This window comes from Gimesia aquarii (genome assembly GCF_007748175.1).
GTDB classification, from domain to species: Bacteria; Planctomycetota; Planctomycetia; order Planctomycetales; family Planctomycetaceae; genus Gimesia; species Gimesia aquarii_A.
The window spans coordinates 3,000,992-3,018,396 of the sequence record NZ_CP037422.1 but is presented as its reverse complement, the minus strand read 5'-3'; the positions used below and the strand labels follow the sequence as shown (position 1 = coordinate 3,018,396).

Annotated in this window: 3 protein-coding genes (1 of these 3 cut by a window edge); all 3 read right to left on the bottom strand. The window is 44.7% G+C overall.

Translation table 11 applies throughout. The features are described from left to right. Positions 1-9 precede the first annotated feature (9 nt). Complete coding sequence (locus V202x_RS27785) at positions 10-216, bottom strand: transposase (RefSeq protein WP_232098953.1); 207 nt, start codon at positions 214-216, stop codon at positions 10-12. 149 nt (positions 217-365) lie between these two features. Further along, positions 366-938, bottom strand: coding sequence for a hypothetical protein (locus V202x_RS11660; protein WP_145174636.1), 573 nt, complete (start codon positions 936-938; stop codon positions 366-368). A gap of 44 nt (positions 939-982) precedes the next feature. Continuing rightward, positions 983-17,405 carry the 3' portion of a tandem-95 repeat protein gene (locus tag V202x_RS11655; RefSeq protein WP_145174634.1) on the bottom strand. Its footprint extends 14,729 nt past the window's final position, so only the last 16,423 of its 31,152 coding nucleotides appear in the window; the start codon falls outside the window, past its right edge — the gene reads right to left on this strand; the stop codon is at positions 983-985.

The window sequence follows — 17,405 nt, the reverse complement described above, 5'->3', positions numbered from 1 at the left end:
CCCGGTTGACTAGTGCGCGTGCCAGCGCATGGTATGGGTGATGGTGAGCCGTTGAAAGAATTCCGTCAATTGGGTATCTGTCTTAGGACGCACCACAAAGTGCCAATGATTGGGCATCACGAACATGGCAAAGATCAGAAGCGGAATCTTTTCCAACGTTTCCTCTACCACACGTATGAATGCGGCATAATCGTCCGGCTTCTCGAACAAAGTCATCCGCGCCACAGACCGGTTGAGTAGTTGAGTACATTAAACACTTCACCGGCAGGACAAATTCGTTTGGTACGAGGCATTCAAGGAGTATAACAGAATACAGCCAGGAAGAAAAGAGACCTGACCCCTTTTCTGATTTTTCTGGTATTCGCTTAACCTCTGTAACTTTTATATAAATCAACAAAGGGTCGCCATTTCACGAGACGTTTAGCATCATCGGGCGCTGCATTGTCTAAGCGGTCTTTCCAATCTTCGTACCAATCAGGCAACACAAAATTATCAGAAAACCAACAAACAACTAAAAAAACACACGCTCGAGTACACCATATACAATGGGTTGATATTTGTAATGCTAATTCACTCATGAATTTAGCCAAATCTTCGGGATATTCTTTGAGATAGATTTCCATGAAGTCATCCGAAAATTCCACTGACTCGGAAAATTGTGCTACTGGATAATCAAACACATGTTTATCTACATTTGATCTTTTTTCAAATACCGCAGCAATACTCGAAATAGCTACAAGCATTGTTTTCTCACTCTGTTCCTCTGGAGATAAGCCATAGAGTATTTGCCAAAAGCAATCTCTACAAACACGAATATCAAAAGTGAGAAAATCAGAGTGTAACTTGTGGCATAATAAATGAGAGGGAAGATTAGAATTTGTTAGTTTTTCCGTATAAAAAATTCTCTCTTTTTTCGATGTTACACTCGAAAATTTCATGATATATTCATTCACACAACGGGTTCCTAAAAACATTGGTATGATTAAAAGACTTGTCGGATGCCCAACTCTTTCAAGACAAAATTACAGGTTTTACATGCAGCAGTCGAGGTGTCACTTCCTATATTTCTTACATGAATCTCCCCCCCCTGAAGAACTTGTTTTGCCTGAGCAACAGTTTTGATTGTTGTTTGTGTCAAGATCTCATACTGCCGTAAGAAACGACTAATTGCATCAATTTCGGCACATTTTTTACTAATTCTACTTTGAGGTCCACGATCTGCAATTTGGGCAACTACTTTGTGCACATAGTGTATAGGATTTCTCCTGGCAGATAAGCCAACTGCTTCTTCACCACGCTTACTGAAAAAGAGTGCTAGTTTTCCTGGCCGATTTGACGGCGACATTCCTGCATTAGTCATTTCGGCGCTGAAAACTTTTGCTGCATTATCAGCATATACTTTGTGTGATCCCTTTGGCACCGGAGGAAGTAATTCTACACGACTTTGAGTAAATGGCCCACTTCCAGCTAACCCTGAGATAAATAGACTTCGACTAAATATACCAAATCCTAATCTTTGGAATCCTTGAAAATCTCTATCATTTTCAAAGGAATCTTGTACCCCAAATCCAGCCATCATTCCAGTAATACCAAGATAAGCACTCAAACCAAATGCATAAGCAGTACCAGCTAACATACTCCCTGATGCAGCTGCAGGCGCAGAGACAACTAATAGACTTGTGACAAATCCAAATGCTGCCCCAGAAACAAACCCATTTAAGGCACCCGCCCAAACATTCTGTCCTCCTGACCAAGCATCAAATGCACCATAAATAGCTCCTCCTACGGCACTTCCACCAGTAATATAGGCAATGGTTTGACCAATTGAGATTGATGATAAAACTCCCGATACGCCTGCAAATAATCCAGTTGGATCATACAGATTGATAGGATCGGCATGCGTATAAAGATACTTATGAAATGACTGTGGGTCCTGACTATTTCCCGCAAAATCATCCAATCGATTAAATCGTCCTGTCGTTGCATCGTAATATCGGGCTCGTAAGTATTGCTGGTCAATCTTCGAATCAAATTGCTCACCACTATAGAGGTAGCCGGTCCCGATTTGATCAGCCTCGAAATTCTCCTGATCGAGTAAGTTACCATACGCGTCATAGAAGAAGACCTGTTCCTTACCGTTAATATTGGCAATTGCCCCGACCACATCCACCAGAACTCGCGTGCTGGCATGACCATCGGCCAGGAAGTAAAGCGTTTGTGGAGTTTGTGGAACACCAGCCACATATTCAATCGTGGTTTGACTGATCTGGTCATGACCGATGGTATAGATGGTCTTTTTGAGGACTTCATCGGTATCAGGGTTTGCCTCCGTCTCTTCAATCACCTGGGAATAACCGGTGAAATTATTGGGATTATTGAGGTAACGGGTTAAGGTTACTTCATCATACGTTCCCGCTGGATCCTCATCCGTATTGATCTTATGTAAAGCGGAAACACGAATCCCGGTGGCATCATATTCGTAGGTGGTTTCTTTAATGGACGTCGGTGTCAGATCATCTACACTATCTTTATTTTTGACCGTTACTATTTCCAGTCGGCCCTGCAGGTCATATTTAAACTCAGTTAGTGTAATCTGAGCGGCCCCAGTGACAATCTCGGTTTTACTGTTCTGCTGCGTTCCGTCATAGGTATAGTCTGTGGTAGAAATGGTGGTTTGGTCATTTGTCAGATCGTCATTGTCATCCAATTCTGTCGATTCTGACAGCAGACGATCGTTGAGATCATAACTATAGCTCGTCGTCTTTCTGTCCAGATTACCATCATTATCAAAATCTTTGACGACTTCCTGTGTCAACCGATTCCCCGTCAGATCATAAGTGAATTCGGATGATTGTGACAATAGGTCATCATAATGGGTGAAGGTTTCATCAATCAGACGGTTTGCTTCATCGTATTCCCAGGTGGTGGTCACTTCTTTCGCCTCTGTCTCATCCACGAAACCATCACTGTTGGTATCAAACTCATCCAGATACCATTTCTCAGTCACACCAGTCCGCCGACCATCTTCACGCACACTGTAATTGAATTCAACAATTTTCTGATTGTCGCTTAAGTCATCGGGCGTGGCATCTCCTTCATAGTGCGTGAGCGTTTCCAACCGGTTGAGCGTATCGTAAACATAATCGGTAATCACGCCATTGGGCAAAATCGTTTCATCCAGATTGCCGACCAGATCATATTCGTAGCGCGTGGTTTCCGGAGTTGGTAATGCCACATCATTACGTTCCACGACACTCACGGTTGCCAGGCGTCCCAACTCGTCATAGGTATAAAGCGTATCGGTTACCGGGTCTGTAGGATCGCCGGTATAGGTGCGGGTCTTGCGGCCATAGACGTCGTATTCATAGTTGACGATCCCTTCTGGTGAATTGATCTGAATCAGTTCCCCTTTGCCGTTATATGTATTCGTTGTGACACGAGCATTTTGTGGTGAATCTGTGAGCATCTGAGTCACGCGAATTTCTCGTCCCTGTTCGTCGTACTCATAAGCAAACGTTTCATCCGGAATGGTAGTGACATTGGTTGGCAGGAAGAACTGCTTCTTAATCACCTGGCCGTTACCGTTCAGACTGTCATCGTAAACATAGACTGTTTTGACTCCTTCAAAGGAAACATGAGTTTCCATGCGATTCAAATAGTCATAAGTAAAGGTTTCAACCAGTTCACCAGGAATCGCCGGGTCGTCAGGAAGTATTCTCGTAAGCTGGTTTCCGTTTTCATCATATGTAAATTTTGTTTCCCGTCCGAGTGGATCAATGATCGAAATCTGGTTGCCAAACTCATCATAGGCGTACTGGTAGACGGGGTGAGTGAGCGTATCGTTGTTTAATGGATCTTTGACTTTGGGCAGCGTGACTTTGATCAAGCGTCCTTGGTCGTCGTATTCATACGATTTTATCTGCTCCATCGCATCGGTTTCGGATGTAACGCGGCCTTTTGTATCGTAGGCGGTGATCATCAAAATCGTAGCAGCGCCGTCATGTAAGATCGTTTTTGTTCGTCTGCCATACGCATCATACTCGTAGGTCTTCGTTTGTTTCTCTAGGTCATTGACATCGAGTACATTTCCATCCTCATTCACAATGACCTGAATGTTCGCATGAGTGGCAATCACCTGCCCTAGAGCGTCATAAATGGTTTCCATCCGATGACGAACCAGTGTTCCATCCAGATCGACGGCTGGTTCCAGTACTGCGATCTGTCGTCCCTGAGCATCATATTCGAAGTTTCGGGTGGCGCCCGTCGCATCTGTTTCCGAAATGCGATTTCCGAAGGCATCGTAAGTGGCCGAAGTAGTTAGCGAACTGCCCCCTTCAGTGACTGTGACTTCGACCTGATTACCATACTGATCGTAGACAAACGATGTCACAATTTCATGCGAACGGTCTAGACTGCGATCTTTGTCATTGACCCAGATATTCGTACGGGTCTCACTAATCTGTCCCTGATCGTTATAAATAGTTTCTCTGCGCTCGCGGACCAGTTCGTCCTCTGTAGTCATTTGGGTTGGAGTATTGACTGCTGTCTGTCTTCCAAAGCCATCGTATTCATAGCTGGTTTCACGGGAAGACTGAACTGTATCCCCGGCTTCATTATAAGTTATTGAGATAGAACGGACTAGCTGGCCTAACTCATTAAAAATTGACTGTTGTGAGGAGGCAGTGATACCGACACTGACCAGCGAGGTTTCTCTGGTGAGTGAATTCAACTCTACTTCCATATCGCGTAGTCGGGTAGTTTTAACGACTCGTCCGAGTGAATCGTATTCAGTAAAGGTACCGTCCGAAGTTGCATCACCCGATTCGAGATACTGATCTGTCTGATATAATATTCTATCGTGTGCATCATAGATAGCGCGACTGACAAGCCAAACCTTAGTTCCGACTTCATTCAGTGTTTCAGATTTGGTTTGAACGACCAGATTTTGACTATTATAAGTATATTCTGTTTTAAATCCGTCTTCATTTGTCCTGGATTCGACCCTACCATAACTATCATAAGTTAAAGAACTATAGATTTCATCAGGCGTTCCAAGCTCAAAGTTGTCTGCCAAACTGGTAGAGAAAGTCCCATCTGTTAGCGAAACTGTAATTTCAAGGTTCGAATGAGTTTCGGTTTTACTTAGACGTCCATAATCGTCGTAATAGGTAACTATCCCTGTCGGTACTGAATACGTTACAGTAGTCGATGTAGAACCCTGATTAAAGATGTCTGTCTCACTTGTGTCTAATATCTGGTCGACAGTAATGAACTCAAAGCCGGTCGAATCATCGTAAACAACCAAATCAACCAGCCAGACAAGATTGCCTGATCCGTTGAACGACTGTGAGCGGGTCACTATTAGATCACCATCACCGTTATATATATCCTGAGTAACCAATCCTTGCTCGTTAACAGAGAGTATATGGCGCCCTTCTTCATCATAGCCAAATAAGGTTTCATACTCACTAACAGAATAATTACCAGGCACTAAATCGGCCCATTCACGTGTCACAAGTGTATTCTGACCTAAAGCATCATATGATAGTGCTCTAGAATTTTCTTGTGGATCTATGATATTTGTGAGATCCCCCATTTGGTTATAATTGAAAAAAATTGTTCTATCAAACGACTTAGCGGATTCTGGCAACCCATTCTCATAATACGTATACGTCGTCTCATTATCCAACTCATCGACTGACTTCGTTAGATTTCCGTCCGCTTCATCATAGAAATTCTGAACCCGCAGACCGCTGGGGGCAATAGTCAAAGTCAGTTGACCAAAATTGTTATACCGATAGTGGGTTGTATTTCCCAGTTCATCGGTTTCGGTGACGACCTGACCGAAGGAGTTGTAGGTCCAGGATTTGACCAGATCATCGGTTTCGTCGTTGCCGTCCTTACCATCGATGGCACCTACTACGTAGATCTCTGTCTCCAGTTGGTTGTCACTGTTGTATTCCCGCAAGATTATATTACCGAGTGCGTCATCTTCGCGGGTAATGTTACCTTGCTCGTCGAGTTCCAGCACACTCTTGTTGCCCAAGGCGTCTGTAATGGTTTGCCTGCGGGTCGTACTGTTGAAGTCGTATTCGGTCACATTTCCCAATTCATCTTTCGATGACAGGACACGCGGTACATCGTTGTCATAGGTCACTTCCCGAATCACTCTGCCGGCGGCGTTGGTAATCGTTGTCAGGTGATGGTCGAAGTCCGCATGATACGTATACTGTAGCGTGAAGTTGTCTTTGGCGTCGGCATCGTCATACTCGTCATGTACGCTGGCCGTATCGGTGCCGTCGTAAAGATTGTGATCAAAGTTGCGATCGTAAACGTTGACCAGATTGCCATTCGCATCGTATTCATACTGCAGGCGGTTGCCGGCGGGGTCGATGATCGCGGTGATGAAGTTGTGATTCGGGTCGTTACGCTCAAAGATAACATTGCGGCCGTAAGTGGTGGTGATGCCGTAGTCGGTGTAGGTCGTACGGTTACCGTGCAAGTCTTCGATCCAGGCCTTTGTGGAGTCGGTCGGATCGAGACCATATTGAACTCTGTCGGGAGTCTGATACACAAAGTTCATTTTGGTAAAGCTACGAGTCGGATTGAAGACTCTGCCGTTCAGCAGAAATTCATCGCCGAGCTTAGCAAGAGTGACATCATCTGCTAATTTCAATCCCCCTATCACACCTGTATCTGCAACAAAGACAGGTTCATGAGGCGGTTCGCCCACAATTAGCCCGATTCCAGAGTAATCAATGGGGTTAGTCTGGAAGGTAAAGCCTTCAGTTGTGCCATCGGGTAGTGTGACGATGATGCGCGTTCCAGTACGGAACGGTACAAAGTCCCCTTCTCCGATTAATGAGAAGCTGCTGTCCGGGTAAATGACCTCAATCGTGGGAATACCGAAGTCCAATGACCAGCCGAAACCAAAGTCGCCTGCGTGGTTGGCGTTCAGCGTATCGTAGGTTCGTGAAACGGTAATTGGTGTGTTACCCGCGTTGACTGTGAGATCAGTGGTGCCGGTTGTGAAGTTACCGAGTTTGAAGTTGCCACTGACTTCGATGCGACGGACGCTGGTCGCGGTATTGTCGTTCTGGTCGGTGGCGGTCACGATGATGTCGTAGAAGCCGTTTGCCAGCAGCGTGGTATCGATATGTGCGAGCACACCGCTAACGATATTGCTGTCATTCACAGTATCATCGGCTTTGAGAGTCAGGACGTTGCCGGTTTCGGTGGAGATGAGTTCGACCTTGTAAGACTTTAAATCGTCATCTTTGATCGTACCAGTAATATCTGTGGGTACGGTGACTTCGCCGGTGCCGGTAGGTGTTTCGATCCTGATTTCTGGTACCCAGATATCCGTAACCACATTTACTTTACGAAGCTCCGTTTCGAACTCGTTGCCCGCGGCGTCGTATGCAGTCAGCGTGAACTCGAATGTGCCCACGACAGAACCGACATTGATCTCTATATAGCCGTTATCCCTAAAGAAGTTGAATTCTTCAAAGGTGGTGAAATCAACACGAAGACCAGTATTATCTGTATCTTTATAAGACAGTTTGAACGATTCAATGCCGACATCATCGGCGGCATAGAAGTTGATCTTGAGATCGCTGCCGATAATGATTTTCTCGGGCAAAGCACCAATACTGACATCAGGCTTAGTGGTGTCGGCATTCACGGTCAGATCGAATGTCTCCATAGTCGTCAATTCATTGACGCCATTGATTTGTTCGTTCACGGTTACAGTGATCGAATAAACTTTACCAGCCATATCACTGGCAGTATCAAAGGTGATGAATCCATTTTGGTCAATTGAGAACAAGCCGCTGACGTCAACTCCGCCTTCCGTAGCCGCAATGGAATAGATCAGAGTATCACTGTCAGCATCAGTCGCAGTCACCTGCTGGGTAAACGTATTTCGCGCGGTGACACTCTGGTCGGCAATTGGTGTGATCACAGGGGCTGCGTTATCACGGATCTCAAGTTGATAGTGTTGTGTGACTGTAAAGGTTTTGTCGCTGACGTAAATCGTAATGTTATAGGTTCCGATCTGACTGGCGACAAAATTACCACCGTTCAGACTGGATGTGACTATACCATCAGAATCAATCTGTAATCCTAATGCGGCTCCATTTGTGATCTCCGGATTGCTGTTTTCGACTTTGATGTCATAGAAAGAGGTATTGTCTTCAGAAGCCGGGTCTACCGCGACGTCGTAAGTATAAATTTTACCCGTCAAAGCAATGGGATCAGGAGTCGACGTGATAACCGGTGGTTTATTCGTAGCGGGGTCGTACACAAGCACTTGATGTGGACTCAAGTCAAAAGCCCCACGTTGATCGTGAACTTTGACGACATAGTTGTACGAGCCAACATCGACGGCTTCTTGTGGAATATCCCAGGTGAGAATTCCGGACCTGGCATCGATGGTCATTCCCGTGGGTGCTGACTCGAGAGAGAAGAAGACGCCACGGCTTTCAGGATCATCACCGGTGAATTGATAGGTAAAGACGGCATCATTGGCCGCCAGCGTGGGGGGCGTATTGGATGCTTGTGGTTGTGTGTTTTTCTTGTTGACCTTAACCGTGAATTCCTGTTGATGTACGCCCAGGAATGGATCTTGAGCGGAGACAGCGAAAGTATGCGTACCTAACTGATCCAAGCCATCAGGATCATATATAGGAACCCATTCGATTTCGCCGGTCAGAGCATTGATGGTCATGCCTTCGGGACCGGAAATGAGAGTCCAGATCACGGAGTCATTGTCGGCATCAGTGACAGAGAGAGTCTGAGTAAACTTAATACCAGCGGTCGCTTCCGGAAGCTCGGTTACAACGATTTCCGGTGCTTCATTCTGCCAGGTATCAACGACCTCGATCTGGAAGGTTTCTTCAGTGAACGAGCCCGGATTGTTGACATCCTTGATTCTGACGGTGATGTCATAGGGAGTCGGACTGACTTGGGCCAACGTAGGTGTCCAGCTCAGTTGGCCGTTTGATTGTAATTCGACTCCTATAGGGCCTCCTGGCATCAGTTCGAATTCAAAGGCGTTGCCATCAGCATCGTAACCTTGTAATTGATGCCAATAAGGGAACGCGGTTAGAATTTGGGAACGCGGAGCAGAAACAATCGTAGGGGCATTCGTACCTACAGGATCTTCCACGCGGAGCGTGAGCGTCATCGTGTCGGTGGCACCATCGTTATCGGTCACTTTGAAGGTAAAGCGTTGCAAGCCGGTATCGTCGATGCCATTCGCCAGATCTAAACGAGGTGTCCAAGTAATCTGCTGCGTCGTGGAATTGAAGTTTTGTGAAATATCAAAACCGTGTGGTGCTTCGATGACTTTGTAAGTCAGGCTGCTTAAGTCTTCCGGGTTAGGATCGCTGCCTTGAATCGTGTAGGTATATTCAACACCAATGCTGGCGGAGTCGGTGACTTCGTTCGGTGTGAACTCGGGATTCGCATTGTGTAATAAAGGAACTTCGAACTCTTTGGTAGTACGAAGAACGCCATCAGTGGCAATCACATCAAAAGTGAAGCTGCTAATGTCTGGTGTAAAGTTTGCTGAGGTAAAGGTCCAGGTAACTTTGCCTGTATTTTCATCAATCGCTAGACCGTAGTCGGTTGCTTGCTGAGGATCGAGTTCATACGTGAGGCGTTCACCATTGGGATCGAAGGCTGTTGGAACGAGCGTGTATTCGACATCTTTAATCGCAGGAGCAACAGTCTGATCGATAAAGATCGGCGCTTCATTGGGTTCTGGGGGCGCGATCACCGAAATGAACAGCGTGGTTTCAATAGATTCGCCGCTGTTGGTATCTTGCACGATGATTTTATATTCAGCATTTTGCAGACTGACAGGGGCGTCTTCAACATAATCGGGACGCCAGGTAATCAACCCTGTTGCCGCGTCAATCACCATGCCACTGGGAGCCCCTTCGAGTGAGTAGACCAAGCTTGAACTGGAATAATTGACTTCAACTTGTGAGGTGTAGAGGAAATTACTCTCCGCATAACGATCGGGAAGTTGAGTGAATCTCAGTGATGTCGGTGTTGGCGGAGTTGTGTCATAAACCGGTACGTTGAATCGCTGTGAAGCTATGATTGTTCCGGTAGAATCTTTCGCAAGAAGCATTGCTTCATACGTTTGATTTCCAGACCCATCTGGATACGTTCCGGCAGGTGGCGTCCAGTTGAGGACGGTATTGACATCGTCAATGGTCGCTCCTTCCAAACCGACGACTTCATAGCTTATCGCTCCAGCAGGCAGGTCTGCGATATTGAAATCATATGACCATGGAGTAGCTGGGACTAACGGAGTTGTCGTGACGTCGGGTGTGGTAGTAAAGGTGGGAGGCTCAGTCGGTTCAACAATATTGATACGGAATTGCTGAATGACTGCTCTGGTGCTCTGTGTGGTGCTAACTCCATCGTATTCATAAACAATAATTGAGACATCGAAAAATCCTTGTGCGATATCACTTGCAGTTAGATTGAATTCAGCGCGACCTGTTATGGGATTTTCTATAGGGTCAGTTGTCCGATCATTCACTGCGTATATATTTACACCCGTTGTATTAACGCCTACAGTTCCTGTTGTCTGAATAGCGGCCATTGGATCAAAGAAACTCTCCCCATTGCTGACATAGGGAGTGATTCCATATATTTTATTTACATCGACTGACTCAGGAGAAAGATGGAAATCGTATTTCCAATAGGCAGTTGATAAGTCTGGAGCAAACTGAATATCCGATCCAGGAGTTGATGCAATGACTAATGTGTCATTTACACCTGTATTCCCAGCACTGACATCAAAAGTAAACGTAACCGTCCGCTCGCTCTTCCAGTTCTCTTCGGCGTTTTGCAGGTATGATTCGCGGCGGGAGTAATCGCGAACTGTGACGGTCAATTCCACTTCGCCTAAGGTGTTACCTATATAAGTGACCGTATCACCATCGAGAGTAAAGTCTTGATTGATCGGATTTCCTTGATCATCCTGTGTTGGTAAGCCGAGAACAACAAAATCACCATCTGGATCGGAGTAGGTGAACTCGTGAGTCCATGTAACCCCTGAAAAGAGAGGGCTAAATGGAACGGAGGTAATATCGGGTGTGTGATTTATTGGATCAACAATAATTTGGAAGTATTGAGATCCTTCAAGATTATTGGCATCGCGGGCATACAAGAATAGGCCATATGTACCAGCTTCTGTGGGAGTTCCCGAAACAAGACCGTTTTCATCAATTGATAACCAGGCCGGAATGCGGGAATCGGTATCAGAAATCGCACGGTCATGGAACGTTACTGTCACACCATCGGCAACCGTCAGCTGGTATTCATACAGTTCTCCCAACACAGCTTCTTGAACAGGCCGCGAATTAATCGCTGGGCCGTTGCTGGTCGTACCTCCTGTGTTCTCATAAATAGTTAGTTTATAGGATTGAATGTTCCAGCCACCATTGCCATCCTCTGCGCGAATTTCGACACGAACCTCATCTCCTTGTTGATAGTTATTGTTCGGAGTCCATGTGATTTCTCCCGTGGTCGAATTGATTTCCATTCCAGCTGGTGCTTCATCAAGTGAGAATGTGACCGTATCTAAATCGGGATCAGTGGCAGTAACGGTATATTCCCATGGCTGACCGATGACTGGTGAAGTGGTCGCTTTTGATGTAATCTGCGGAGGAGAATTGGAATCTTCGGGTTGAACTGTGATATCGAATTGTAGAATCTCTCCAGCTTGACCATCAGAGGCAACAACTTCAAATCGGTAGTAACCGGCCTGTGTGGGTGTCCAGAGGACCGTTTTTCCATCGGTATCAATAATCGCATCTGTATAAGGCCCTGATAGTACATTACCCTGTGCATCGACTTCATAGTAGTCATTGACTGTAATAGTAACCGTATCACTTGGGTCTGCGTCGGTTGCTTCAACCGTATAGGAATACTGTTGATTCTCGACAACTGACAGCGGTGGCCGACTGGTAATTGTTGGTGCGTTGTTGGTCTCTGTGACGAATATATTGAATGTTTGAGTCGTGAAGCTCAACGGATCTGAATTATCAGTAACTTGAATCGTAACGGGATATTCACCTGTAGCCGTTGGTGTCCAAAGAATTTTTGTTCCATCTAGAGAGACGGTCATTCCACCTGGGTCTGGGTTAACGGGTATCGTGAATGTGTAGAGATTTGATTCAGGATCAACCACTGTCGGAGTATATTCCCACAGTGAACCGTTCGTAATTGATTGAGGTGGAATTGAAGTGATAACAGGTGGCTGATTTGCAGCGGCATCGATGACAGGAATAGTGAATTCTTGAGTTGAAGTGGCGTAGCCATCTGTTGCTTCTATTTTGAATACATAATCCCCTGTCGCTACTGGAGTCCATGTGATTGCGCTACCATCCCAGATGTTAGCGTCAGTTATTTCGGAATTATCAATAAAGAATTTGAACGTAACGTCATTCCCTAAGTCTGTATCAATGGCCGAAACGGTATAATCATATTGGTTACCAACACTCGCCAGTAACTGTGGAACGGATGTAAAAATTGGAGGAACATTATCGACAACAGGCAGCGCGAACCGCATTGTCGTTTCGTTGCCATTCAATCCAAATGCGCGAATTTGGATTTCTACTCCCTCCGGACTCAAGTCAGATGCGCCTGGAGTCCACACAAGACGATTGTCATCGAGCAGCTCTAATCCTGCAGGTGGGTTAATTAAATTGAATTTAATCCCGATCGGGTCTTCTACAGAAGCCGTGTAAGTCCATTCATTCCCAACGATGGCAGGTCCTGTTGGAAAACTATTGAAAACAGGATCAGCGGCTGCTGAAACTTCAAGAGTATAAGTTTGTGTGGTGATTCCTATCGAATCGTCTGCTGCGGAAATTTGAATTTCATAGAATCCCGTTTCGGTTGGCGTCCAGTTAAGAACATTATTTGTAATCTCTGGCTGCGTTCCATCGGTAATCAAAGCCAGGTTCTGTCCAGTTGGATTCCCTTGATTATCCAAAAGATAAACACTTTCCAGAGTTAACATAACAGATTGTCCGACATCAGCGTCTGTTACATCAATTGCATACGAATAAGCGGAGTTCACAAGAGTGGTGATTTCAGGAGTTGAATTAAATTCGGGAAAGCTATTGACACTTATCGTTACCGGAGCCAATGCTTGTCCGCCGTGCTGATCGTCTGCCAGAATGTGAAAAGTATAAGTTCCTGCAGCGGAAGGTGTCCAACGAATGACATTTTGTTCGTCAATCGTCATCCCGGACGGTTCATTTAGAAAGGAAAACTCAACATCATTGCCATCTTCATCAAAAACGGTGATCTGGTTAGTCCATTCTTCACCTGGTATCCCTACCTGAATCGGTTCTAGAGTGAAAGTAGGTGCGTGATTGTTTGTGGTAACTTTGATATCAAACGGTTGTGTAGCAATTCCACCATGGGAATCGGTGACCAGAACTACAATCGGAATAGAATTAGACCCTTCAAAGCTAATGAAGTCTGTCGGAACATCCCAGTATAACATTCCAGTATCTTTATCGATTGTGATTCCCGATGGTGCTCCGGGAGGTACGAGCACATCGTATTTCAAGCGGTTACCATCCGGGTCAGTCGCTTTCACCTGATAACGATATTCTGAACCAGCTAATGCTTCAGTAACAGGAGGTGATGTGATTTGGGGGGCATTATTTACGAAAATGTCATCGCGTAATACTTCTAGCTGGAATGTTTGTTCGTCTGTACCACCCCGTCGATCAGTGACTAAGACTGAGATTGTGTAGTCTCCTACCAGTTCTGACTCTTGACCATAATAAGGAGTCCAACTGATTTCACCGGAACGTAAATCAATACTCATTCCATCTGGGACAGTGCCCTGCAAGTAATATCGGAAGTCATCTCCGTCTGCGTCGTTCGCTTCAATTTGGTAAATATATTCTTGATTGACTTGTGCTGTCGCACTAGGAGTCGAAACGATCTCCGGAGCTACATTAGGGCCTTCACTGTCTGTGACAATCAAATGGATGTCCTGAGTTGTACTGCCTCCTTTGCCATCGCTAACAGTGACCGAGAAGTCATGAGTTCCTACTACAGGAGAATCCCAGGATATTACATTCGTAACCGGGTGAATTATTACACCGTCAGGTTCATCGTTCAGTTCGTAATATAATTCATCACCATCGGGATCAGTTGCCTGTAGTTGGTATATGTATCCATTATTGATAGTGACTGGAATCGTCCCTATGAGTGTCCCGGTATTTAGATCAACAAATTCCAGGTTAAATGAATCAGCATCTCCAGTTGCATCGGCTGAAATCACTGTCGTAAATGTGGCAACCTCTCCTCGTTCTCTATCTAATGTTCCCGTTTGATTAACAAAATTCGCATCGGGCTGTGAAGCAATTAAATCAAGATCAACATCGCCAACACCTGATGCCCCCAGATTTGAAATGTAAACAGTTGTGTCCAAAATATTGTCGCCAACATCAGCGATCGCAAACGTAAGCGAATGAATATACTTTCCTGTATTAGAATCAAAATTGGAATATCCGACTCTCATTTTCACAAGTCCATTCACATTAATTTGTGAACTGTCGAGAGTCGCCTCAAAGGCACCATTTTGACTGTCGATGACTATTGTTTCATCAGCATTACCATCAAAGTCATAATCAATTTCAATATAAGAGAAAAATTGATTATAGGTGTCAGCGATATTTCCTGAGAAAACACCTGTAGCCGAATCCAATGAAAATAAATCAAATCCAGTCAGATTCGTTGATTCTAACTGAGTTAGTGTTGTATCAACATCAGTCCAGAGTGAAGATGCGGCTTTCTCGTTCTCGATAGTTGTTGCAAAAGAGAGAATCGGATTTCCGTTTGGTGCTAAAACTCCATCCAGCTCTGTTCCTGACAAGGCTGCCGTAGAATTAAGCTCAGTGAAGCCGATGATTGTCGATGTGTCGATGGAAGCAGGCACAAGATTGATTGTATTCCAACCATAGTTCACTGCCTCTGCATTTTGGTCGACACCAATCAAACGAATGTTAATGTCTTTGCTGGAGTCGATGAAGGAATTTTCAAGATCCAGGCTGAATGAACCATTTGAAATGTTGACAATCGTTGATAAATCTACTGAATCGTCATTATTGTAGTCAATTTCAACTGTTGCTGAGGTTAAGTTAAGTAAACTGTCAATCGTGCCTGAAAGAGTAGTATCGGTAAACTTCATTTCCGAGTGATTAATATTAATCGGTGATGATTCAGTAAACGCAATGTTTTCGCCATCGACAAAAATTCCGAAACTATCGTTAAAAATGTCGTTTACATATTCAGGGAATTCTTCTGATCCAAATACGACATCGAAGTTTAATGTGTCGTAGCCAGGTAATAATTCAAAGTCGATCGTAAATTCCGTCATATCATAAACAGAAGGATATCCAGCAATTTGTCTTATCTCATCGTCATAATTATAGTTTAAGCTCCTGTGTGCAGTGTATCCGCCGATACCAGTTGTTGAATCTTCAGCGGTGTTTTCATTCTCACCTTGTTGTTCAGCATTGCCTGTTGACAAGACAATTCCATATTTGTCTAAACCAAAAGCATTGTTTTTATTGACGTATACTCCAGTGGAAGAATAACTTTGATCATTTATAAAGTTTGGCCCTAAATCTATGGCGGGAAACTCATCGTCAAGTACATCCCCTACAGTGATTCCTACTGCAAACCAATGACGAAACTGATCTAACTCATCGTATACGAATGCTTGTACTACATAACGTCCTACGTCATCTACTGTTGGTGTCCACGAAATAATACCTGTGCTGGAATCAACACTCATTCCTTTATTTGTTGAGAGTGTGTCTAAATAAATTGTTGGAACGTAGGTGAATGGAGTAGTAGGTTCCAGAACAATTTCAAGTAAAGAATCAGGATCAACTGACTGGTTAGGTAATGTGATGAATTGAGTTTCGAGTGCATGCTGGCCTAATAAATTAGTACCGATTACGTTAATTCCTGCTCCACCCCCTACAAGCAAAGCATCTAACAATTTGAGCTCATTAGCTTCATTGATAACAGTAAGCGTATCGTCAGGAGCAACTGGTAGAGGGAAGTTTAAATTGGCATCAGTGACGATCACCGAAACTTCTTGTGTCACTGATTCTCCGGGCGCCAGTTCCAGATTAATGCTGGTTGGTGTCACTTCTCCTGTTGCCGGGCTGTGATTTGTGGCAACGGTATGAGTGGTGTCGGGAGTAGACCAGATCACCGGCGCATTGTTATTCGGATCTCCTAATACTTCCACAGTAAACGTCAGCGTGTCAGAACCACCACTTTTATCTTCTCGATCGTAGACATGTAATGTGTAAGTAAAATCCTGATTGACCATGTCAGCTGTGGGTGTCCAGCTTAGCGCACCTGTATTATTATCGATCAGGGTCAAGTTTACTTCGTCAGGGGGGAGTTCAAACCAAAGCTCGTCTCCGTCGATATCAACCACGATGGGATCAAAAGTGAACGTATTTCCGAGATACACATAGGTTTCCGGCGTATTCTGGAATTCGGGATTACTGTTGATAGTGGGAGGAAATAGATTGATTGTAAATGTATAAGGGGCTGATCGAGCGTCATCCCCGGTATAGTCTAAACAGAAATGTTCGACGGGAGTTCCTCCGTCATCGTTTAGCACAACTGTAATTTCAGCCGTACCAAATGCACCTTCAATGGGCACAAAAGTGAGAGTTCCATCTTGTGAAATTTGAGGAGGCTCAATGAATAAAGATTCATTGGAGTTTGAAGTGACTTCGAACCATAGCTCTTGATTTTGTTCATCTTCAAAATCCAGACCCGGGATAATATTTGTGGCCCAGTTCGTTTCTTCATAGGAATAGTTTGCCTGATTGTGTGTATAAACGCCAACATCCGCTCCCCCAACAAACTCCGGAATGTGGTTTAGCTCACCAACATAAATTTTGTATTCAAAAATATGATCTTCAAAGGAGACATCTCTTATATTATCTCCATGTAAGACATAGCCCAAACCGGAAATCTTGAATTGGACAGTATGAACTCCGTCTTGAAAGGCATCGGGAGTCCAACTAAATTCGTAAGTATTAGGGTCAAACGTCATTCCCGGCAACGGGTTGACAATTTCAATCGTCGATGTAGCCGCGAAGGGATCTACACCTTTCACAGCAGTTAAGCCGTTATAAGTATAGTCAAACAAAGGTGATGTCGGGGTAGGAGAATCAACCATTAAAGTATTAAAATAAATATTATGCGGAATGGCTTCAAACGTGATCGGAATGAAGTCTTCAGCACCATACTTTTTATAACGATCATTGATCCCAGCCGAAGAGCCTGGATCACGTTGGATCGTGATTGTCGACCAGGGA